The following is a 21,339-nucleotide window of genomic DNA, read 5'->3' as shown; positions in this document are numbered from 1 at the left end:
AGCGCCGCTACAAACGGCGCAACCGGATCGAGATCATGTTCGGGCGTCTAAAAGACTGGCGACGTGTCGCTACGCGCTACGACAGGTGCCCTATGACCTTCTTCTCTGCCATCGCTCTCGCCGCAACCGTTATCTTCTGGCTATGAGCAATGAGTCCTGAGCCTAGTGCCCGCGTGGCAGTCACTGCAATCTTCGGATCTCAGTCTAATTCCTACGGCCCGAAATTTAGTACTCACGCCCTCAAATGCTCAAATGCTCAAATGAAAAATCGTTAAGGTCGTTGCCCGCCGATAGGTCTGCTTAACAAGTCTCACTGTTGCAACAGGCAAACTCATTTGCAACTTCCGAAGGTGCGAAGGCTGTATATCACCTCAATACATAGCGATAGTCTTATACATTGATCCGGCCGCCCCAAGCTCATGCATCGGGCTACCCATTCCATCATCGCCATCGAGATTATTAACGCTAGATATTTCCCTTTTTCTTGGCGGCGGCCAAGGGCAAAAAATCCCTATTTGCCAGCCTAATCCGAATCGGACATATTGAAGCTACGGTAAAACTTCGCAATTCGCATATTTTGCGTATTTTGGATGGTGTTCACTGCTTGTTAACCATGTATGGCCATAAGAATAAGCATGGTACAGAGGGAAGAAATAAGTGTCTCGTAATTTAAGCAGTCTGCATTTCATGAATACCTTTTCGGGAAAGCTCGAAAAGGCACTTAATAATTTGTCGCTCGCGCAGTATCCGCCAGACGCAGTCCGTACTATGCGTAAGTTTTCCTCGACTGAAGTCGCAGCCCTTCTTGGTGTTACGGAAGCCTATATAAGGCAGCTATCTTTAAAAGGGCAGGGGCCAGAGCCTGAGACGACTTCCAATGGTCGTAGGCTTTATACTCTGGAGCAGGTACAAGAACTAAGAATGCTCCTCGCCGAAAAGGGACGTAAGAAATGGATCAATCCCCGTCGCATTGAAGGCGAGGACTGCCAGATTATCGCGGTTACTAATTTTAAAGGTGGTTCCTCAAAGACTTCCACAACAATCCATCTTGGTCACTATCTTGCACTACACGGATATCGTGTTCTGGCAGTAGACATGGACCCACAAGCTTCGCTCACCAGCCTGCACGGCGCATTGCCGGGTTTTGACTATCGCAACGGTGATACGCTCTATTCTGCAATTCGTTTTGAAGAGCCAGTCCCCACGGCGGAGATTATCCAACAAACCCATATTACGGGGTTTGACGTTATTTGTGCTGGCCTTGAGCTAACAGAATTTGAGACTGCGGTTGCTCTTCAAATGCGTAAGACCGGTGGCACAGGCTTTTTGCTACGTGTTTCTCAAGCGCTCGAACAGGTGGCTGATCAATATGATGTCATTCTGCTGGATTGCGCACCATCGCTTAACTTCCTCACGCTCTCATCGCTGACCGCGGCAACAGGAGTATTGATACCTGTGCCTGCGCATATGCTTGATGTCGATTCCACAGCCAAGTTTCTTGAGCTCGCTGCTTCATATATGCAAATCCTTGACGAGGCAGGGGCGGGTGCGCGCTGGGATTTTGCAAAGTTCCTGATTACCAAGTTTGAATCCAATGACCATCCGCAAGCCAATATGCATGCGCTAATGCGTCAGGTTTTCGGAGAAGATTTGTTGCTAAACAGCGTCACAAAATCGACAGCTGTCGCCGATGCGCTGACCTGGAAGCAGAGCCTTTATGAGGTGCAGCGCTCTCGTTTTTCAGCGCCCAAGACTTATGATCGGGCGATTGAATCCATCAATGCCGCCAATGCGGAAATCGAAAGCCTGATAATTCAGGCATGGGGGCGTGAAATATGAGCCGTAAAGATTCCAGAGGAATGTTTGCCGCCGTGCTCGGCAATCTTGATAAGGAAGCAAAGGAAGAACAATCGGCCCCGCGCTCTCCTTCGCCTCACCTTATGAAGGTTGCCGCTGGTGTGCGGCAGATGCAAGAACGAAGTGAACTAGCGGAAAAGTTGCTCAAAGAAGGGGCAACGGTCGTTGAGTTTGATCCTGAAATTATCGAACCTTCAATCATCCGCGACCGCTTTGACAATGCTTATGATGACGCCGCTATAGCGGAAATTGCCCAATCTATTCAAGAACGTGGCCAGATTGTACCCGGCTTGGTGCGCCCGATCCCTGGTCAGCCTGATCGTTTCCAGATCGTCTATGGTCGTCGCCGTCTAGCGGCTGCAAAACGCCTCGGGATTAAATTTAAGGCCGCGGTTCGTGAACTGAGCGATGAAGAAGCAATTATCTTTCAGGGTGAAGAAAACACCGCCCGTGAAGATCTTTCTTTTATTGAAAAATGCATGTTTGCGCTTGCTCAGGAAGAGGCGGGTTATAAGCGAGATACGATCTGCGCATCCCTTTCAACCGGAAAATCGCATGTTTCCGAAATGATCAAGATCGCATCATCCGTTCCGCAAAAGGTGCTGTTTGCAATCGGCAAAGCGCCCGGCATTGGCCGTGGTCGTTGGGAGGATTTTGCCCGCCGTTGGCAATTGCCCGGTGCCGCACAGCAGGTTGAGCATATTATAGAAAGTCCTGGCTTTGCCGTTGCCGCTTCAGATGATCGCTTTCTTGCGGTTTTCGCTGCTTTGCCGGAAATTTCGCAGAAGCCTGCAAAAATAATTCCGAAAAACTTATCCCACACCCGTAGATGGCATGCGATGGATAGGGCTGTGAGTGTGCAGGTGAGAAGAACAGACACAAAAGCAACGATTGCATTGGAGGCTGAAAACGGGCCTCGATTTGCAGAATTCATCGCGGATAGGCTCGATGTTCTTTATGAAGAATTCAAATCTTCAGAACAGGCGCGAGACACCGCAGAAAAATAATCATGGCCTAGTGAGGCTGAGAGTTAACTCGAATAACAACTGGAGAGAAAACCGCAAAAGAAAAAGGCCCCCAAACGTTTCCGTCGTGGAAGCCTTCCTCTGATCTAAGCAGTCTGAGAATCGCATTTTCACGAATCAGTGTCAAGCTTTTTAAGCGTCGTTTTGGCGGGTGGATTTCTTTTGCCTTTTGAAAGGTAGAGGAAATGCAGATTCTGGAGACTATAACGTCCGCATTTCGCGGGCGGCGGAGAAGTCTTGCCGATTTTAGGCCCGTAAAGCCCAAAGCCAAATTAGACAAATCCGTCAATCGATGGGCAATTTACAAGCAATTATGCGTCGCTAAAGCGCGATTTGGAGTGAATGATCGTGCGCTGGCAGTGCTTAGCGCTTTGCTGTCCTTTTATCCCGAGAATGAAATTTGTGAGAAACACGGTCTGGTGGTTTTTCCATCGAATAAGCAATTATCTTTGCGTGCACATGGAATGCCTGGCTCAACTTTAAGGAGACATATTGCTGCTTTGGTTGAAGCAGGATTGATCGCGCGGCGCGATAGCCCCAACGGCAAACGTTACGCTTATAAAAACGGGGGAGGGGAGATCGAAGAGGCTTTCGGCTTTTCCTTTGAACCGCTGCTCGTTCGTGCATCTGAAATTGCTCAAGCTGCGGAACAGGTTCAGGCAGAAGCTTTGATGCTCAAACGTATGCGTGAACGCGTAACATTGCAGCGGCGTGAACTCTCCCAACTTATCGAAGCCGGTCTGGAAAGGGATGCCGTTCATTCGTGGCAAGCCGCCTATGTTCGCTTTCGGGAAATTGTAGAAGCCATTCCACGCCGCGCCTCGATTGCGCAATTACAGGCTATTCTTGATCAGTTATTAGCTTTACGGTCCGAAATGGATAAGCTGTTGAATTCATTACATAATGATGGTGATTTAAGCACCAATCATGCTCAAAATGAGCGGCAGCATATTGAATCCCTACCTGAATCCCATTTTGAATCTAATAATTCATTAAGTTTGAATTTGGTTGAAAAAGAAGCACTCATTCTGAGACCTTCAGCACAAGTGAAACCTGTTTCTAAGACTGAATTGCCCTCTCTTGAAATGGTGTTGCGAGCTTGTCCGGATATTCGAGACTATGCTGCAAATGGCATCACTAGCTGGCGTGATTTGTTGGATACAACGGAAATTGTTGCGCAATTTCTAGGCATTACCCCATCCGCCTATCGGGAAGCCATTGCGACTATGGGGCACCAGAAAAGCGCAGCGGTGATTGCTTTTCTGCTACAACGCACAGCCGAGATCAAATCTGCCGGGGGATATTTACGCTCTCTCACGCAAAAGGCGAGGGCAGGGGAGCTTTCGCTCAGCGCCATGTTTATGAGTAGCTTGAAAGCTCGTTCCTGTGCGGGAGCAGCAGCGTGTTGAAAATGCAATTAGACGCCAAGATAGCGGTTTTGCAGATCTCGGCTCAGAGCATGCGGCTTTCCATGCCAGACGGTTTTACCGCGCTCAAGGAGCACGCAATGATCAGCTACCGGCAGCAGCTCCGACAAGGTTTTATCGACAACCAACAGCGATTGACCACGATGTTTCAATTCGCGCACAGCATTCCAGATTTCTTGACGGATGACGGGCGCAAGCCCTTCGGTGGCCTCGTCGAGAACCAGAAGTTCCGGATTGGTCATCAGAGCACGCCCAATTGCCAGCATCTGCTGTTCGCCGCCAGACAATGTATTGGCAAGTTGGTTATGGCGCTCTTCGAGACGCGGAAACAGCCGATTGACTGTATCAAGCGACCATTCCCCCCGTCGCGCCGATACAAGGAGGTTTTCAGCAACGCTAAGATTTGGAAAGCAGCGCCTTCCTTCCGGTACCAGACCCAGCCCAAGACGGGCAATGCGATAGGGCGCCATGCTTGAAATATCTCGATCCACGAAGCGGATGCGACCGTTCCTGGCTGGAGTTAGACCAAAAATTGAGCGGATCGTTGTGGTTTTACCCATGCCGTTGCGCCCCATGAGTGCTACGACTTGGCTTTTTTTCACTTGTAAATCGATGCCAAATAGGGCTTGGGATGCACCATAAAATGTTTCGACCTGCTCAAGTTCCAGTAACATCACCCCGGCTCTCCAAGATAGGCTTCGCGCACCAGTGGATCTTTGCGAATTTCATCACTGGTGCCCTGCGCAATGATCCGACCATAAACCAAAACCGAAATACGATCTGCAAGAGCAAACACCGCGTCCATATCGTGTTCAACCAAGAGGATCGGCACTTGATTGCGAAGTTCATCAAGAAAACGTGTTAACTGAGCTGAGCCTTCTGGCCCCATGCCCGCCATGGGTTCGTCCAGCAGCAAAGCTTTAGAGCGCAGAGCGAGAGCTATAGCGATTTCAAGCTTGCGTCGTTCACCATGCGAGAGTTCCGCGCTAGGAACCTGTTGGCGTTCTGCAAGATCGACCCTTTCCAGAATAGCACTGGCTTCATCACGAAGCGTTTGGTCGCGCATGATTGGTTTCCAAAAGCGAAAACTTGTTCCCTGACGCGACTGCAAGGCGAGCATCACATTGCGCAAGGCCGAAAATTCGAGCATCAGCGATGAGACTTGAAAGGATCTACCAAGGCCTAATCGCGCTCTTTCTACCACATCGAGCGCGCTAATATCGCGTCCGTCAAAGTGGATACTGCCGCTATCGGGTTGGATATTTCCGGCAATCTGACCAATTAGTGTTGATTTTCCAGCCCCGTTTGGGCCGATCAGCGCATGAATTTCGCCCTTACGTAAATCCAGGTTGACATTGTCGGTTGCTTTGAGCTTTCCAAAGCTTTTTTGCAGGCTTTTTATGCGCAGAATAATCTCACCCATAGCGGTATTTTCCTGCAACTAGGCCGATGATACCACCGCGTGCAAATAGCACCGCGCCCAACAGGATCAGCCCGAAGAAAAGCTGCCAATGCTCCACTATTCCTCCCAGCGCAAATTCAAACATCACATAGAATGTTGCACCGATTAATGGACCAAATAAGCGACCTGTACCGCCAAGAATAATCAGCACAATCAATTCGCCCGACATATGCCATGAAAACATGGATGGGCTGACGAAGCGGTTGAGTTCAACGAAAAGCGCACCCGCAAGAGCGGTAATCATTCCAGAAAGGACGAAGGCAACTAGCCGAATTTTGAATGGTGCGATCCCCAGTGCGGCAAGGCGAACCTCATTCTGCCTTACGCCTTCGAGTGCAGCTCCAAAGCGTGAATTGCGGATTCGCGCAAAGAGGAAAAGAACAACCGCCAGCAAACCGTAGGATATGATAAAGAAGTTTAGCGGTTTCATCGTGTTTAGGCCGGGGAAACTGTTGCGCATGGCAAGCGACAACCCATCCTCCCCGCCATAGGCCGGCCATGATATGGCGAAATAATAGATCATCTGTGCAAAAGCCAAAGTGATCATGATGAAATAAACGCCGGAAGTACGCAGGCTGATGATCCCTATAAATAAGGCTACCAGCCCGGCAACCAGCATTGCCACCGGCCAGATAATCAGCATTTGATCGCTGCCATAAAGACTTATAGGCCAGCTTATGATGGCGCTTTGATCAAGTGCATGGGTGGCCATGACGCCCGCAACATACCCACCAATGCCAAAAAAAGCCGCATGGCCGAAAGATACCATGCCACCTAGTCCCAAAATAAGATTAAGCCCCGTGGCTGCAAGCGCCAGAATAACTATTCGGGTCACCAGAGAAATATAGAATATTTCACCAAGATGATTGGCGATAAGCGCGACTACCGGTAAGGCTAGCGCAAAAATCAGGCTTATGGATAATTCGCGGTTCATCAGGGCTGTTCCTCAGAGTGATAGGCCGACGAATTTTTCTGTTTGAGGTGGTTTAACATTGCAAATTTAACCATTGGCCGGAAACAGTCCCTTTGGCCGAATGGTGAGAATAATGGCCATCACAATATAAATCAGCATTGAAGCCAAGGCTGTGCCCACCGTTGCAGCCTGCGAAGGCTCCATAAAAAACGCGAAAAATCGAGGCAATAGAAAACGCCCCATCGTATCGACTAATCCGACGAGCACTGCACCTGCCAACGCGCCTTTGATCGAGCCGATGCCGCCGATTACAATCACGACAAAAGCGAGGATCAAAACTGGCTCCCCCATACCGACCTGTACTGATTGAAGTGCGCCGATCATCGCGCCCGCAAGGCCTGCTAAGGCTGCGCCTAGGGCAAAAACAATAGTATTGAGTTTTGCAATATCCACTCCGAGCGCGCCAATCATTTCACGATCGGATTCTCCGGCACGAATGCGCATTCCCAGTCTCGTTTTTGAGATAAGCAGGTAAAGCCCCACTGCAATCAAAATTCCTAAGCCGATAATGGCGAGGCGATAAAGCTGATAATTGAACCCGCCCGGTAAGGTTACAGCGCCCTGCAATATGGGTGGTATGTCGAGGTAAAGCGGAAAAGAACCAAAAACCCAGCGCGTTGCATCGGAAAAAATCAAGATCAACGCAAATGTTGCCAAGACCTGATCCAGGTGGGAGCTGTTATAAAGCTTACGAATGATCGCTATTTCGATAATAGCGCCAGCCGCCGCAGCAGCAATAAGACTTGCTAAAAGCCCAAGCCAGAAAGAGCCGGTGGCGGCCGCCACCACAGCACAGGCAAATGCACCGATCATGAAAAGCGAGCCATGTGCTAGGTTGATAATGCCCATTACGCCGAAAATCAGGGTCAAGCCAGCCGCCATCAAAAACAGCATGACGCCAAATTGCAGCCCGTTGAGTAATTGCTCAAAGAAAAGTGCAGACGACAAAATATTTCCGTTCGATACTTGCGGCTGATTGTTGGGTTGGCTCAAACAGTGGGAAACGGCGTTATTCTCGCCGTTCCACTTATAGTTGGATCAGAGCTTGCAATCCTGAGCATAGGCATCCTGCCGGTCTGTCAGGCTTGTGGCGATGATCTTATTGGTCAGAACACCGTCTTCTTTGATAACCTCGCGGATATAAATATCCTGAATTGGATGATTGTTGTTGCCGAAGGAGAATTTGCCGCGAACGGAATCAAATTCTGCGGCTTTCATTGCCGCGCGGAAGGCTTCCTTATCGTTCACGTCAGCTTTTGCTGCCGCAGATAAGATCAGATTGGCAGCATCATAGCCCTGTGTTGCATAGAGCGAAGGCAAACGGCCATATTCTTTTTGGAATGCTTCGACATAGGCTTTATTGGCGTCATTATCGAGATCTTTTGACCAATGGGATGAGTTTTTCACCCCGATTGCCGCATCACCAATGGCGGCCAATACATCCTGATCAAAGGAGAAACCGGGACCGGTAACTGGTATTGCAACGCCCGATTGCGAATATTGCTTCATGAAAGCAATGCCCATTCCGCCGGGCAGAAAGAAATAAACGGCATCCGCGCCGGAATCGCGGATTTGCGCGATTTCCGCGGCATAATCAGTCTGGCCAACCTTAGTGTAGATTTCACCCGCCAGCTCACCTTTATAAAAGCGCTTGAAACCGGCCAAGGCATCAGTGCCCGCGGGGTAGTTGGGCGCCAGAATGAAGACTTTCTTATAGCCCGCATCATTGGCGTAATTACCCACGGCCTCGTGTAGATTATCGTTTTGATAGGCTGCGTTGAAATAATTTGCGTTGCACCTCGCGCCCGCCAATGCTGAAGGACCGGCATTGGTTGAAACGTAGATCTTGTCCTGCGCGACAACGCTTGGAACCACTGCCATGGCCAGATTGGACCAGACAATACCGGTCAGGATGTCGACTTTATCACTTTGGACCATTTTGTCGGCGATCTGAACCGCGAGTTCTGGCTTTTGTGCATCGTCTTCAATAATGACTTCTACATCTGGATTACCGGCCTGTTTGATCGCCAGCATAAAACCATCGCGAATATCAATACCAAGGCCCGCACCGCCACCGGAAAGCGTCGTAATCATGCCGATTTTCACGGGGTCTGCTGTGGCTGCATTGGAAAATGCCAGCCCGAGGCCAAAGCAAGCCGCTGACAGGGAAAGGGTAAAACGTTTCATCTGTGTTCCCTCACTTTTTATAGTGTTGAATTATAAACTTTTGGCTGGCCACAAGTTATCTTTGACTTTGGTATTACTTGCAGCTTTCAGCGGTGTGGTTGGTTATTAGAGGCGGAGAAGTTTGCGGGTCAGCGCATGATCCGGATCGCATAATCCGTCAAGCACATTCATATGATGCCTGCCGGGTTCAACAAATTCTTCAATCTCACAATCAAAACCCTGCCACATGGCAGCGAGTATATGATTTTGCCGCACAAATTCTGGCAATTCATCCGCCCCAACCCAGGTCGTCACGTCGATCCCCGCCAAGGGCTCCAGCAAGGCCGGGCTTTCGCTACGTGCTTGCGTGAGATCGAGCTTGAAATCCGCATTCATCTCAAGCCGCAATAAAGGACGCAAATCACTCACCGGAGAGATAGGCAGCACTTTCCGTAAGCGTTTTAACAGTTCTGGCCCAAGTGGCGTGTCGGTCGTTACCATACGCGCAGCCAAATGACCGCCTGCCGAATGGCCCGTAATATATAGCGGACCGTCGATCATCGCAGCGGCTTGCTTGATTGCCTGAGCGATTTCTAGAGTGATCTCGCCAATGCGTGCCTCTGGACAAAGTGTATAGGACGGAATGGCGACAGCATAACCGTGGGCTATGGGACCGCGCGCCATATGGGCAAAATGATTTTTGTCAAAACGCCGCCAATAACCGCCATGAATGAAAACCACTAGACCGCGCGGCCCTTGCTGTGGCATGACAATATCAAGCAAATTGCGTGCACGAGAGCCGTAGGAAACATTGCTGATAAAGCGGCCTTCGGCCTCCATTTCACGACGCAATTCCGCAGATTGTTCGAGCCACATTGGCGGATATTGGTCTGAATTTTCGACATGCTGTAAATTGGAATATGCCAGATCCCAATCTATGATTTGTGATGTTTTGGCGTTGTTTTGCATTCCCATCCTCCCGACTAAAAACTCACTAGCAAGAACGGTGCCTTATCGCCACTCTTAATAAAGGCTCTTCAACTTCTCGGTAAAGAAAAGGCCGCGCGATATTCGCACGGCCCTCTTTAATCTTGCTTGCAATGTCGCTTTTATTGGCGTGGTAGCAGGCGCTTCACTTCTTTTTCCATATCAGCAAGCGCTTCTTCAGGTGTCGCGGTTTGCTCAACGAGTCTTGAAAGATTATCGACAATGGTCTGAGTAACCTTCACACCATTCGAGCCGGGGAAAGCATACCAAGAGATCATAATTGGCATCTGGCTAAGACCGGCCTTGAACAATGGATTTTCGTCGTAGAACTTGCCCAGATATTCGTCAGATTTGGCAGCCAGTTCGTTGTTAGGAACATAACCGGTGCCCGGAACAACAACGGAAGCGCCATAAGGTCCGGCAGCAAATTTGGCAAATTTCCATGCCGCATCATGCTTGGCTTCGTCTTCGGTCAGGATGATGACCGCATTGCCACCGGTTGGCAGGCGACCGTTTTCAGGATCCAGAAGGGGAATTTTTGCTGTGCGCAGATCAAACTTGTCGCCAACGCTGTTGATCGTGTTGCGCAAGGCGCCGGTCGTCTGAAAAGCGAAACCGACTTTGCCCGCAGCAAATGACTGCTCGCCAGCCTGTTTGGTAAATACCGGCATGCCGCCTTCTTTAACCATGCGATCAATCAGCTTTAGGCTTTCAAGACCTTCTGGTCCGGCAAAAGCGACTTGCTTTTCATCCTCAGAAAGCATGGTGCCGCCAGCACCAAAAAGCAGAGCTGAAAACATCCAGTCATCGCCCTGCCAGCGGAAATCAATGCCTTCATTGCCATCGCCAAGGGCTTTGATCTTGCCGCCAAGTTCGATCACCTCGTCCCATGTGGTGGGCGGATTATCTGGGTCGCCACCGGCGGCGCGCACCAGATCGGCATTATAATACATGATCGGATTGGATGTTGCGAAAGCAAGCCCGACTTGACGGTCGCCGACTTGTGCAAGCTTAAGAATATTTTCTGAGAAACCCTGCGCGTCCATATCCGCTTCCTGATCTACCAGTGGCTTGAGATCAAGGCCGATATTGCGTTCGGCAAGAACGCGCAGACGGTTGAGGCCGGTAAAGGTGATATCTGGCATATCCGGCGATCCGGCCTGACGCATGATTGTCTGAATACCCTCTTCATATGTCGCGGAAGGGTTGACGAAATTGATCTTAATATCCGGATTTTCTTCCATGAACTTCTCAGAGATGTTGGCCATCACATCTTTAAAGAAGCCTGGCATCGGGTAATGCACATTCAGGGTTGTGTTAGCTAAAGCGGGCGTAACAAGCCCGGCGGTAAAGACTGCGGCAGCAAGAATGCTGGGGAGCCGTTTCATAGTGTCACCTTTCAAGAGGTTTAGGAGAAGGGAAGAGGCTGGGCCGAAATCATCATTTCAGTCCGGTAAGGGTGATGCCTTCGATGAAGCGACGCTGTGCTGCGAGAAAAGCAAGCAGAAGCGGAAGGGTGATGATCAGTGTGGCTGCCATCAGCGCTCCGTAATCGTCGCCCGATTCCGCCGCTCGGAAATATAGAAGGCCCAAAGGCGGGGTGGAGCGTTCCATACTGTTGACCACGATCAGCGGCCAGAACAGATCATTCCAATGCGCGACTACCGAAAAAATGGCAAAGGCTGTGATAGCAGGCCAGGCGTTTGGAACAATCACGCGCGCGATGATGCTTGCCTCTGACATGCCATCCAAACGCGCTGCGCTGATGAGATCATCCGGCATGGAACGAAAGAATTGCAAAAACAGGAATATTCCGAAGACCGTGATGAAAAACGGCGCACACAGGGCAAAAAATGTGTTCAACAGGCCCATCTTGCTAAAGCTTACATAAAAGGGCAGCGCGGTTGCGTGAACGGGTACGAGAAGGCCCAGCAAAACCAAAACCATCATGGCCCGTTGGCCGCGAAATTTGAGCTTGGCCATTGCATAGGCGCAGGGCACGGCCACAATCACCTGAATTGTCAGAATAATCGCACAAACGATAAATCCGTTCAGCAGAAGTTGCAGCATCGGCACGCGGGTTAATGCAGTGGTCAGATTTTCCAGCAGCGCCCAGTTTTTGGGTATCAGCATGAGCGAGGAAGAGAAAATATCCTGCTGGGATTTTGCGGCTGTCGACAGCATAAAAATGTAAGGAGCCAGAAAAATCAGCGCGCCAATAGAAAGCAGCGACAACCGAATAGAGCGGGCGAAAGTCATGGTTGACCTCAGTAATGGACGCGGCGGTCAAGCACGCGGAATTGCAGCAGCATCAAAACAACAAGCACAGCGAGGAAAATGACCGTCAGTGCGGAAGCATAGCCAACACGCAGATAGACAAAGCCTTCCTGATAGATCGTATAGAGAAGCACTTCGGTCGATTTATTCGGCCCACCTTCGGTGAGGGTTTTGACTGTCTCAAATACTTTGACCGCATTGATCACACTGATAGTGGTCACAAAAAGTGTGGTCGGGCCGAGCAGGGGCCAAGTCACCAGACGAAAACGCTCCCAACTGCTTTTCGCACCATCGACTTCCGCCGCAGAATAAAGATCGCGTGGAATTGAAGTGAGCCCGGCAAGAAATAGCACCATGTTGAAGCCAACACTCTGCCAGACGCCGATGATTGCGATACTAATAAGGGCTGTATTGCTGGAGCCGAGCCAGTTGGGGCCTTCAATCCCGATCAAAGAAAGAAGCGCATTGACCGGCCCAAGCGTGGGATGAAGCATATATTGCCAAACCGTTGCCATAGCGACCAGCAGCGAAACAACCGGCATGAAATAGACCGTGCGAAAAAACGACTTTCCGCGGGTTTCGCTTTCAATCAGCATCGCCACGCCCAAGCCGAGAAACACGGAAGCTGGGGCGACAATTGCGGTATAAAAGGCCGTGTTTTTGAGCGAAGTCAGAAAGGTTCGGTCGCTGAAAAGCTCCCGATAGTTTTCGAACCCGATAAATTCAAATCCGTCATATCCAAGCTCGAAATTCGTTAGGCTGAGAATGATGACGGCAAATGTCGGCAGTAAGATCAGCAGAAATGTCAGCGTGATGGCGGGGGCTGCGAGCTTCCATGCCTGTCGCTCTTCTCTCACCCGGGCATTATCCGCAGCGGAACGCGCAGGAACGAGGATCGGGGAATGCAAGACCGTGTCAGACATAGGCCGCTACCTTCTGATCCTTGGTCGTGGAAATTTTGGTGTCCATTGGCAGGCGCAGACGCAGTCCATCTTCGCCGAAAATATGCGCCTTATCGGCTTCAAATTTCAGACCGACTGGTATGCCGGGGTTAAATTCTGCTGTCTCTTCTGGCGTTAACTTAACGGCAAGTTCGCTTGAGGATCCTTTGGCCTTAACATAAACTAGCACCTCAGAGCCCAGAAATTCGATACGGGAAATAATGCCCGCAACGCCGTTTTCCACGTCATGGGTAACTTTAAAATGCTCAGGCCGAATACCGATCTTTAATGTTGTGGCAGCATGGGCTGGCACGTTAAATAATATTGGGCGACCAGCAAAATGCACGATGCCATGATCGCTGGTCAGACAATCGAGAATATTGATATGCGGCGTCCCAATAAATTTGGCGACATCAATATGACGTGGGTCATTATAGAGCGTCTCGGGTGCATCAATCTGCAATAGTTTTCCGTCCATCATCACAGCCACACGGTCAGCCATGCTGAGCGCTTCGGCCTGATCATGAGTGACATAGATTGTCGGAACACCTGCTTGTCGGTGCAGATCGACAATCTCTGCGCGGGTATGAACCCGCAGATTGGCGTCGAGATTGGAAAGTGGTTCGTCCATCAAAAAAACGCCAGGCTTGCGAACGAGTGCGCGGGCGAGAGCCACACGTTGACGCTGCCCGCCTGACATTTGGCCCGGTTTACGATCTAGAAGATGATCAATCTTGAGATTTTGCGCGGTTGTTTCCACCCGCGCTTTAATGTGGGCGAGTTTGGCTTTGCGCGCCGGGATCAAACTTCCTATCAAGGGCAGGCGCTCGGCAGCGCTCAATTCGCGCATGGCAAGGGGCACAGCAATATTCTGCGATGTCGTAAGGTGCGGATAAAGCGCGTAAGATTGGAATACCATCGCCATATTGCGATCGGCCGGATGCGCACCGGTAATATCGCGCTCTCCTAGCTGGATTTGGCCGGAATCTGCATGGTCTAGCCCTGCAAGAATACGCAAAAGCGTGCTCTTGCCGCAGCCGGAAGGGCCGACCAGGGCGATGAATTCACCTTCTTCAACGTCGATTGAAATGCCATTGAGAATATGGTTTGAGCCATAATGCTTGCTGATATTTTGGATGGAGAGCGCACTCATCAGTTCGTCTCCTCAAGTTCAGCTTGAACACCATCACCGGTGTGAGCCGGGTAGACTTCATGAACCACGTCATCAATTAGATGTGGCGTAAGCGAAGTTAATTCGACGATCCGCGTGGTAATTGTCTCATCAAAATCATGGATCGCCGCACCGACAATACGCTGGCCCGGCAGATCGCGCTCCATAGAGCCCACGATAAAGCTGCTTGCTGGACACCACACACAATCAATAGCTTCAAAACGGGTTGTAAAAGCGCGATGCAAATGGCCGCTTGCATGAAGACGCACATTATATGCGGTGAACAAATCATAGAGTTGCTGACGCGCTCGCGGGCGAATGCCCCAATATCCGGTGTCGCCTTCGTCTGGATCGTCCACAAAAAGCGGCTTATGCGCGAAAACCGCTATGGGCCTGCCATTACTGCGTGCAAGTTCTTGTTCTAGCCAGGAAAATTGCGCTGCTTCTTCCTCAGAATCCGAGCCGATAATCAAGCTATTGAGACCGATCAGAAGCCAGTTGCCAAAATTTTCAGCCCAGCGATCCGGCCCGATATGCTTCTGCCAGCGCGCCAGGCGCTGCGCATTGACCGGCTGATGGCTTTCCGGCAGATGTCCTACATCATGATTGCCGGGAACGGCGATCACACGGATGGGTAATTCCTTGAGCCGCGCGCGACAGAATATAAGATCATCTTCAATATCTGCACCATCGACCGCAAGGTCACCGGTATGGATAATGAGATCTGGCTTTTGCGCTTTTACCCATTCGACAAGCGGTTCCCAATTATTGTTAAAATGGGGTTTGCCTGGGCTCAAATGTGTATCGGAGATCTGGATAATCCGCACGAGTCCGTTCCTTATGTCCGTTTAAATCTGCGGTCACAGGGAAATTGCGCGAGCCGCAGGATCAGAAATGCCGCGCTCTCCACGGGCATTCCAATCTTCGGGACGGTTATTAGGAGCGTTCTGTTACAGCTGTGCTGCAATCACGTGACAGTTTTATGTAAGTTGATGAAAGCTCGATTGGCTGGAAATACTACAAGGCATTTTCTCACTCGTTTCACTACCGGAAAGGAGGAACCCAGTCAGCGTTCATTGCGAAATACCAGCCAGAGAACGAATAAAGCCGCGTAAAACGAATTACGCGGCTTTATTTCTAAACAATAATGATACTGTTAGTTCTTGCGAATTTCTGCAAGAATTTCTTGTACACGGTCAACGACGTCCGCACCAATCTCGTTTTTATGCTTTTCGTAAACTACCTTGGATTTCTCGCGGATGCGATCCTGTTCTTCTGGTGAGAGCTGGTTCACTTCAACGCCCGCCGCCTTGATCTTTTCAAGTGACTCAAGGTTCAACTCACGGCTGACTTTGCGCTGCTCATCACGGCCCAGATTTGCACATTCACGCAATGCAGCCTGCTCTTCTGGCGAATAGCTATCAAAGATTGGCTTGGAGAAGAGGAACAGAAACGGCGTATAAGCATGATTGGTTTCGGTAACGTATTTCTGAACTTCGTAGAATTTCGAAGTGTCGATCGTCACATAGGGGTTTTCCTGAGCGTCAATCGCCTTGGTTTCCAGAGCTGAGAAAACTTCACCAAAAGCCATTGGTGTCGCGTTTGCACCAAGGTTCTGGAAGGTGTCGAGGAAAATATTGTTCTGCATAACGCGAACTTTCATTCCATCGAAATCTTCCCACTTGTTAACCGGACGCTTGGAGTTGGAAAGGTTACGGAAACCATTTTCCCAGTATCCAAGATTAACGAGACCAACAGTTTCAAGCTTTTCGTTTATCATGTCGCCGAATTCACCATCCATGACGGCGTCAGCTTCCTCTGCGTTGGCAAAGAGGAAGGGAAGGTCAAAAACGCCGAGTGCTGGCAAAATGCCAACCAATGGTGAAGACGATGTCACAACGCCTTCCTGAACGCCCGAACGCAGCGCCTGTGTTGCCTGAAGATCACCACCCAGAGCGCCGCCCCAGAATGCAGTGATTTTCATCTTGCCGCCGGACTTCTCTTCCAAACACGCATTCATGACCTTGATACCATTACCGACTGGATGGTCTTCGTTGATGCCGTTGGAAACGCGAATGTTACGCGACTTGAATTCAGCCAAAGCTGGTGCAGTTACAGCAAATGAAATCAAAGCTGAAGTTGCGAGCAATGCTAGTTTTTTCATAGTAGCCTCCCTGAGGATAAAGTTAGTTTTGGTTAGACAAATTCAGGCTGCAAGGGCGGATTTGAGGCTCTTAATGAAGGTAAGGGCACCTTTATTAGTAGCCTCAATTCCGCGGTCCTTAGTACAGCCAGTTCATTGGAACAATGACGAGTTCTGGGAAAAGAACCAATAGGAGCAGGAGCGCCACCTGTGACACAAGGAATGGCCAAATTCCAGTGACCACTCTTCCCAATGGTACTTGTGAAACACCACTCACCACGTTCAATACAACACCGACTGGTGGAGTAATCAGACCAATACAAGTGTTCATAACGAACATGACGCCAAAGTAAACCGGATCGATGCCAGCCTTGGTAATGATCGGGATCAAAACAGGGGTCAAGATCAGGATCGACGGTGTGAGATCAAGCGCTGTTCCCACGATCAGGACTAGAATCATGATCGCCAACATCAGCAGTTTCGGATTATCGATTAGAGGCTCGATGTAACCGGTGATTTCAGCCGGAATATTAGCAGCCGTAATCAGCCACGAAGAAACCAGAGCTGCAGCCACAAGGAACATAATCACGGATGTTGTTTTTGCTGCGCGAAAAAATACACCATAGAGATCTTTTGGCTTAAGTTCACGGTAAATAAACATGCCGACAAACAGAGCATACATGGCAGCAACAACTGCAGCTTCCGTAGGTGTCATGACCCCCATACGGATACCGCCTAGAATGATTGCTGGCATGCCCAGGGCCCAGGCAGCGCGCCCAGTGGCCGCCCAACGTTGTGCAGCTGACTGCTTTGGCAACATTTCGATATTGTCTTTACGCACGATAAAGAGCCATGTGACCGTCAGAGCAAGCCCCATCAGAAGCCCGGGGAAAATACCGGCCATGAACAATTTGGTAATCGAGACGTTTGCAGCAACACCAAAAACGATAAAGGCCATTGAAGGCGGAATGACCGGCGCAATAATACCACCGGCAGCCATTAGCCCGGCTGAGCGCGGCACATTATAACCCGCGCGAGCCATCATTGGAACGAGGATTGCTGCAAGAGCGGCCGTATCGGCAGCCGCCGAACCCGACACGCTGGCCATGATGATGGCAGCCAAAATCGCAACAATACCAAGCCCACCACGAATATGGCCGACACAAGCGATAGCAAAATCGATGATACGCTTAGACAAGCCGCCCGAATTCATCAATTCACCTGCCAGGATGAAAAATGGAATGGCGAGCAAGGTAAAGGAATCAACACCTGCGATCATGTTCTGCGCAATAATTTGCGTATTGAACATGCCCATATAGGTCATCAAAACGATGCCGCAGAACATCAAAGCAAACGCGACTGGCACGCCAATCGCCATCGAACTCAGAAGCGAGCCGACGAATATAAGTAGGGTCATCTTAACGCTCCGCCATCTCTTCGATAGAAAGATTTTCACCGGCGAAACGGGCGATTTCGTCGTCGGTGACCCGACCCGTCAGCAGGCGCCACAGCCGTTCCATTGAAATGATAAAAATACCGCCGCCCGTAAACATACCAACGCCATAAACATAGATCATTGGCAGACCAGTGACCGGCGCGTGCATGCTGGCATTGATGCCGGATTGTTTCCAGGTGCCCCAGAAAAAGACAGCCGCACAGAGCATAATGATCAGATTAACGAGTATCATGCAGATGATGCGGCCATTTCTGGAAAACTTGGCGACTAAGGTTTCGATACCAAGATGGTTATTGTCCCGGAAAGTCAGAACTGCGCCAATGAAACTGACCCAGATAAAGAAATAACGCGATAACTCGTCTGAAACGTTCAGTCCAGAATTAGCCGTATATCGAAGCACAACATTGACGAATACCATGACCGCCATAGCGGCCAGGCAGAACACCATTATTGCTCCGATAAAACTATAGAAAAGATCGATAGCTTTTTTCATGAAGCCTCCATCAGGCCCGATCTAAAAGATGACGGGACTGGAGATTGCGGATGAGGGCACGAATGCCAAAAGTCCATTCCGGACAGTTATCTGTCCGATCAACCCAATTCAAAAGACGACCAAATATTACTGTCGAAATTTCAACATGATCGCCGATTTCATGTGTAAAGCCCAACCCAGCATCGCGATGATCCTTAACCGGTGTAAACATAGTGCTGGGGGAAACAGCTGCGCCATGCAGGTATTGATGATTATAATTCATCATGTGGGAAATAAGGTCTTCCGGGGCGCGGCTGATCGATCACCATCGACAATGACGGGGCACGGCCCGCGCTGTTCCTTTGACCAGACGTGACCGATCAACGGTGCCGACTGGCTGTCTTCAGGCAAAACGAAACGCGCGGTCAACGCATGCTTGCTCGTCAACGGTTACCCTCCCGATAAATATGCCAAGCCCGCACATCGGTAAATGTGCACTGTCAGAATGACTGACAGTTTGTCGATCTCGCTTCCTAGACGATGTTAACTCGTTATTCCAGTCTCTACTGTAGTGTTAAACATAATCTCGGAGCAAATATTTTGGTGACACCAACAAAGCTAATTTAGCTTTAAAGTTGAAATTCGCTTGAGCTATGCTCCAAAGCGATGCGAATTTCAAGCTCTTTCTACTAGAATTCAACCGATTTAAAAGCCTTCCACGACAGTAAGGACGGGAATCCGATCCCATCCTTGATTGTCAGTGCTCCATTCCGCTCAGATGTCAGCCTTGTTGGTTGTCTGGCGAACAACCGTGTAGGCCTTATCCATTTCAGGGTTTAGTTCCATGCCAAGACCAGCCCCCGGAGGGACGGTGATCATACCGTTTTTCACTTCTGGCAGAGCCGTTACCAGATCGCGATACCAGGTTTTGTAGAAGGCGCGCACGCTTTCCTGAACAAGAGCGTTTGGAGCGTTTAGCGACAGATGAGTTGAAGCGCAAAGGACAACCGGACCGGTGCAATCATGCGGTGCAACCGGCAGGTGCCATGCTTCAGCCATGGATGCGATTTTACGCGCTTCAGACAAGCCTCCACACCAGCTAATATCGAGCATCATCACGCCCGCTGCACCGGTTTCAAGTAGGTCGCGAAATGCCCAGCGAGAACCGAGTGTTTCAGATGCTGAAATCGGCGCATGGCTAACTTCTGCATAACGCTTCAGGCTGCTGAGGCTGTCCATTTTGATCGGATCCTCATGCCAGAACGTCTTATATTGATTCAGTTCTCGCGCGATCTGCATGGCAGGCAGCAACTGCCACATGGAATGAAACTCAACCATAATATCCATTTTATCGCCAACGGCAGATCGGATTTTTTCAAATGGTTCAAGTGCTGCACGCAGATCGGGTGCCGAAATATACTGACCGCGCGTTTTTTCTGCCGCCATATCAAATGGCCAGATTTTCATCGCGGTAATACCATCTTCAAGCAGCGAATGGGCGAGTTCGTCAGCGCGATGCAGGAAGCCGTTTAGATCATCATATCTGTCATCGGCGCCGGAAAGACCATAATTTTGCGACTGTTGACCAGTTGCCTTTTTGATATATTCAACGCCAGCGCATGTATTATATGTACGAATTTCCTGACGGCTGAAACCGCCCAGCAATTGCGCGATTGGTTGGTTGGTCGCTTTACCAAACAAATCCCATAAGGCGATATCAAAGGCCGAATTTCCGCGAACTTCAGCGCCCGTCGAACGAAACCCAAGATAGCCAACCAGTTCATTGGCCAGCAGATCAATCTGCAACGGATCGCGGCCAATCACCCGCGGTGCAATATATTCATGAATATAGGCTTCAACGGTTTTTGACATGAAGAAGGTTTCGCCGAGACCAATCAGGCCTTCATCCGTATGCACCTGAACCCAAAGAAGATTTGGGCGCTCTTCAATGCGAATGGTTTCAATTGCGGTAATTTTCATTTCAGATACCTTACAAAATGCCTGCATTGAGCAGAGCGCGTACACTTTCGTCGAAATGTGTTGCCATATGCGTCTGAGCGGCCTGCGGATCGCCAGCCTTAATTGCTTCAGCGATATTGAGATGAATATTGAGCATGAATGATTGCTCATTTTCTGATGTACGACTGCGCCAACCGATAGGCCATGTCTGTCGCGTCGCACCTTCAAAAGCACCGACAATGAGTGAGAACACCGGATTTTTACTGGCATGTGCAATTTCTTGATGAAATTGCAAATCACGTTCCATCATAGATACAGGCGTATTGATATCAGCCGCCATCTGAGCAGCCAACTCGCATAGGAGGTCGGCTTGCTCATCTGTCCGGCGCAATGCCGCAAGCGTTGCGGTGCGAATTTCGATGGTCCGCCGGACATCGTAAATCTGCTGGATGGTAATCTGATCAGTGGAAATTCCGTGATCAATCAACGGTGCCATTGATGAAAAATCAAGTGCAGCAATAGTTGCGCGCTTGCCCGGACTCAATTCGATTAATCGGAGCGCAGCGAGCGACTGAAACGCCTCACGCACAACTGTGCGAGATACATTTAACTCGCGTGCAATATCGCCTTCGCTTGGCAAACGATCACCAGGGCTGAGTTCCTCCTGCCGGATGCGCTCTGTCAATGCACCAACAACCGTGCTGACCAATGAGGCTGACATTTCATTAACGGATGGCACTTATCGATTCCTGCAAACCTGTATGATAGGTTGAGCAGTATGATAAGATTGGGAAGGCGTCAACTAGCCGGTTTAAAAAACACGCTTTAACTAGGTTCAGGACCCATTGATTTGACGTGATGTCTATGATTCAGAGGGCAGTGCAGGAGCCTGAATCATGAGCAATTTATTTTGGCTGACGGACGAGCCAATGGCTCGTCTTCGTCCTTATTTCCCCAAGAGCCATGGTCGCCAGCGCGTTGATGATCGGCGCGTTCTGAGCGGGATCATCTTCGTTAACCGCA

At 49.9% G+C, this 21,339-nt stretch carries 20 protein-coding genes and 2 pseudogenes; 5 read left to right on the top strand and 17 right to left on the bottom strand.

What is annotated here, in order from left to right; translation table 11 throughout:
* From C7374_RS15395 to repC, 4 genes are all read left to right on the top strand, one after another.
* Positions 1 to 146 (top strand): transposase (locus tag C7374_RS15395; protein ID WP_146612710.1); only part of this gene is annotated, 146 nt, incomplete at its 5' end.
* Between the two features lie 511 nt (positions 147 to 657).
* Positions 658 to 1,839, top strand: a complete 1,182-nt coding sequence (repA, locus tag C7374_RS15390) for a plasmid partitioning protein RepA (protein WP_111576485.1) — start codon at positions 658 to 660, stop codon at positions 1,837 to 1,839.
* Positions 1,836 to 2,864 (top strand): plasmid partitioning protein RepB, encoded by a 1,029-nt coding sequence (gene repB, locus C7374_RS15385; RefSeq protein ID WP_111576484.1) that lies wholly within the window; start codon positions 1,836 to 1,838, stop codon positions 2,862 to 2,864. Before repA ends, repB begins: the two co-directional genes overlap by 4 nt.
* Before the next feature lie 203 nt (positions 2,865 to 3,067).
* Positions 3,068 to 4,291: a plasmid replication protein RepC gene (repC, locus tag C7374_RS15380; protein ID WP_111576483.1), complete on the top strand. Its 1,224-nt coding sequence runs from the start codon at positions 3,068 to 3,070 to the stop codon at positions 4,289 to 4,291.
* 8 nt (positions 4,292 to 4,299) lie between these two features.
* On the opposite strand, the gene C7374_RS15375 is transcribed toward repC, so the two are convergent.
* The 17 genes and pseudogenes from C7374_RS15375 to C7374_RS15295 all read right to left on the bottom strand — a co-directional run bounded on the left by C7374_RS15375 (position 4,300) and on the right by C7374_RS15295 (position 21,037).
* Complete coding sequence (locus C7374_RS15375) at positions 4,300 to 4,983, bottom strand: ABC transporter ATP-binding protein (RefSeq protein ID WP_111576482.1); 684 nt, start codon at positions 4,981 to 4,983, stop codon at positions 4,300 to 4,302.
* Entirely contained in the window at positions 4,983 to 5,732 is a 750-nt protein-coding gene (locus tag C7374_RS15370) for an ABC transporter ATP-binding protein (RefSeq protein WP_111576481.1), read from the bottom strand. Before C7374_RS15370 ends, C7374_RS15375 begins: the two co-directional genes overlap by 1 nt.
* Positions 5,725 to 6,705, bottom strand: coding sequence for a branched-chain amino acid ABC transporter permease (locus C7374_RS15365; protein WP_111576480.1), 981 nt, complete (start codon positions 6,703 to 6,705; stop codon positions 5,725 to 5,727). The genes C7374_RS15370 and C7374_RS15365 overlap by 8 nt, the downstream gene beginning before the upstream one ends.
* A gap of 66 nt (positions 6,706 to 6,771) precedes the next feature.
* A complete protein-coding gene (locus tag C7374_RS15360) occupies positions 6,772 to 7,692 on the bottom strand; it encodes a branched-chain amino acid ABC transporter permease (protein WP_111576487.1) in 921 nt (306 codons plus the stop codon).
* A 90-nt stretch (positions 7,693 to 7,782) separates the two neighbouring features.
* Complete coding sequence (locus tag C7374_RS15355; protein WP_111576479.1) at positions 7,783 to 8,931, bottom strand: ABC transporter substrate-binding protein; 1,149 nt, start codon at positions 8,929 to 8,931, stop codon at positions 7,783 to 7,785.
* A gap of 105 nt (positions 8,932 to 9,036) precedes the next feature.
* The gene (locus C7374_RS15350) at positions 9,037 to 9,879 is read right to left on the bottom strand and encodes an alpha/beta hydrolase (protein ID WP_111576478.1); all 843 of its coding nucleotides are present in this window, start codon (positions 9,877 to 9,879) and stop codon (positions 9,037 to 9,039) included.
* A gap of 140 nt (positions 9,880 to 10,019) precedes the next feature.
* Positions 10,020 to 11,285, bottom strand: coding sequence for an ABC transporter substrate-binding protein (locus C7374_RS15345; RefSeq protein WP_111576477.1), 1,266 nt, complete (start codon positions 11,283 to 11,285; stop codon positions 10,020 to 10,022).
* Positions 11,286 to 11,337: 52 nt separating this feature from the next.
* Positions 11,338 to 12,156: a carbohydrate ABC transporter permease gene (locus C7374_RS15340; RefSeq protein WP_111576476.1), complete on the bottom strand. Its 819-nt coding sequence runs from the start codon at positions 12,154 to 12,156 to the stop codon at positions 11,338 to 11,340.
* Between the two features lie 8 nt (positions 12,157 to 12,164).
* Positions 12,165 to 13,097, bottom strand: a complete 933-nt coding sequence (locus C7374_RS15335; protein ID WP_111576475.1) for a carbohydrate ABC transporter permease — start codon at positions 13,095 to 13,097, stop codon at positions 12,165 to 12,167.
* Positions 13,090 to 14,268 (bottom strand): ABC transporter ATP-binding protein, encoded by a 1,179-nt coding sequence (locus tag C7374_RS15330; RefSeq protein WP_111576474.1) that lies wholly within the window; start codon positions 14,266 to 14,268, stop codon positions 13,090 to 13,092. The genes C7374_RS15335 and C7374_RS15330 overlap by 8 nt, the downstream gene beginning before the upstream one ends.
* Positions 14,268 to 15,113 (bottom strand): metallophosphoesterase family protein, encoded by an 846-nt coding sequence (locus C7374_RS15325; RefSeq protein ID WP_111576473.1) that lies wholly within the window; start codon positions 15,111 to 15,113, stop codon positions 14,268 to 14,270. The genes C7374_RS15330 and C7374_RS15325 overlap by 1 nt, the downstream gene beginning before the upstream one ends.
* A 329-nt stretch (positions 15,114 to 15,442) precedes the next feature.
* Positions 15,443 to 16,450, bottom strand: coding sequence for a TRAP transporter substrate-binding protein (locus tag C7374_RS15320; protein ID WP_111576472.1), 1,008 nt, complete (start codon positions 16,448 to 16,450; stop codon positions 15,443 to 15,445).
* 118 nt (positions 16,451 to 16,568) lie between these two features.
* The gene (locus tag C7374_RS15315; RefSeq protein ID WP_111576471.1) at positions 16,569 to 17,846 is read right to left on the bottom strand and encodes a TRAP transporter large permease; all 1,278 of its coding nucleotides are present in this window, start codon (positions 17,844 to 17,846) and stop codon (positions 16,569 to 16,571) included.
* A gap of 1 nt (position 17,847) precedes the next feature.
* Entirely contained in the window at positions 17,848 to 18,378 is a 531-nt protein-coding gene (locus C7374_RS15310; RefSeq protein WP_111576470.1) for a TRAP transporter small permease, read from the bottom strand.
* Positions 18,379 to 18,388: 10 nt separating this feature from the next.
* Positions 18,389 to 18,679 (bottom strand): annotated as a pseudogene (locus tag C7374_RS15305) (fumarylacetoacetate hydrolase); the annotation flags it as partial.
* Between the two features lie 452 nt (positions 18,680 to 19,131).
* Positions 19,132 to 20,337 (bottom strand): mandelate racemase/muconate lactonizing enzyme family protein, encoded by a 1,206-nt coding sequence (locus C7374_RS15300; protein WP_111576486.1) that lies wholly within the window; start codon positions 20,335 to 20,337, stop codon positions 19,132 to 19,134.
* A 10-nt stretch (positions 20,338 to 20,347) separates the two neighbouring features.
* Positions 20,348 to 21,037: a FadR/GntR family transcriptional regulator gene (locus tag C7374_RS15295; protein ID WP_111576469.1), complete on the bottom strand. Its 690-nt coding sequence runs from the start codon at positions 21,035 to 21,037 to the stop codon at positions 20,348 to 20,350.
* A 175-nt stretch (positions 21,038 to 21,212) separates the two neighbouring features.
* Between C7374_RS15295 and C7374_RS15290 the strand changes: the two are divergent.
* Positions 21,213 to 21,339, top strand: a pseudogene (locus tag C7374_RS15290) (IS5/IS1182 family transposase); the annotation flags it as partial.

Origin of the sequence: Falsochrobactrum ovis (assembly GCF_003259955.1) — a bacterium.
Classification (GTDB): Bacteria; Pseudomonadota; Alphaproteobacteria; order Rhizobiales; family Rhizobiaceae; genus Brucella; species Brucella ovis_A.
This window is presented reverse-complemented; position numbering and strand designations above follow the sequence as displayed.

Excerpts from the sequence above, each read along its gene's own strand:
- C7374_RS15345 (WP_111576477.1), bottom strand. The coding sequence starts at position 11,285 with ATGAAACGGCTCCCCAGCATTCTTGCTGCCGCAGTCTTTACCGCCGGG.
- C7374_RS15370 (WP_111576481.1), bottom strand. The coding sequence starts at position 5,732 with ATGGGTGAGATTATTCTGCGCATAAAAAGCCTGCAAAAAAGCTTTGGA.
- C7374_RS15365 (WP_111576480.1), bottom strand. The coding sequence starts at position 6,705 with ATGAACCGCGAATTATCCATAAGCCTGATTTTTGCGCTAGCCTTACCG.
- C7374_RS15310 (WP_111576470.1), bottom strand. The coding sequence starts at position 18,378 with ATGAAAAAAGCTATCGATCTTTTCTATAGTTTTATCGGAGCAATAATG.
- C7374_RS15375 (WP_111576482.1), bottom strand. The coding sequence starts at position 4,983 with ATGTTACTGGAACTTGAGCAGGTCGAAACATTTTATGGTGCATCCCAA.
- C7374_RS15330 (WP_111576474.1), bottom strand. The coding sequence starts at position 14,268 with ATGAGTGCGCTCTCCATCCAAAATATCAGCAAGCATTATGGCTCAAAC.
- C7374_RS15355 (WP_111576479.1), bottom strand. The coding sequence starts at position 8,931 with ATGAAACGTTTTACCCTTTCCCTGTCAGCGGCTTGCTTTGGCCTCGGG.
- C7374_RS15315 (WP_111576471.1), bottom strand. The coding sequence starts at position 17,846 with ATGACCCTACTTATATTCGTCGGCTCGCTTCTGAGTTCGATGGCGATT.
- C7374_RS15320 (WP_111576472.1), bottom strand. The coding sequence starts at position 16,450 with ATGAAAAAACTAGCATTGCTCGCAACTTCAGCTTTGATTTCATTTGCT.
- repB (WP_111576484.1), top strand. The coding sequence starts at position 1,836 with ATGAGCCGTAAAGATTCCAGAGGAATGTTTGCCGCCGTGCTCGGCAAT.
- C7374_RS15350 (WP_111576478.1), bottom strand. The coding sequence starts at position 9,879 with ATGCAAAACAACGCCAAAACATCACAAATCATAGATTGGGATCTGGCA.
- C7374_RS15340 (WP_111576476.1), bottom strand. The coding sequence starts at position 12,156 with ATGACTTTCGCCCGCTCTATTCGGTTGTCGCTGCTTTCTATTGGCGCG.
- C7374_RS15335 (WP_111576475.1), bottom strand. The coding sequence starts at position 13,097 with ATGTCTGACACGGTCTTGCATTCCCCGATCCTCGTTCCTGCGCGTTCC.
- repC (WP_111576483.1), top strand. The coding sequence starts at position 3,068 with ATGCAGATTCTGGAGACTATAACGTCCGCATTTCGCGGGCGGCGGAGA.
- C7374_RS15295 (WP_111576469.1), bottom strand. The coding sequence starts at position 21,037 with ATGTCAGCCTCATTGGTCAGCACGGTTGTTGGTGCATTGACAGAGCGC.
- C7374_RS15300 (WP_111576486.1), bottom strand. The coding sequence starts at position 20,337 with ATGAAAATTACCGCAATTGAAACCATTCGCATTGAAGAGCGCCCAAAT.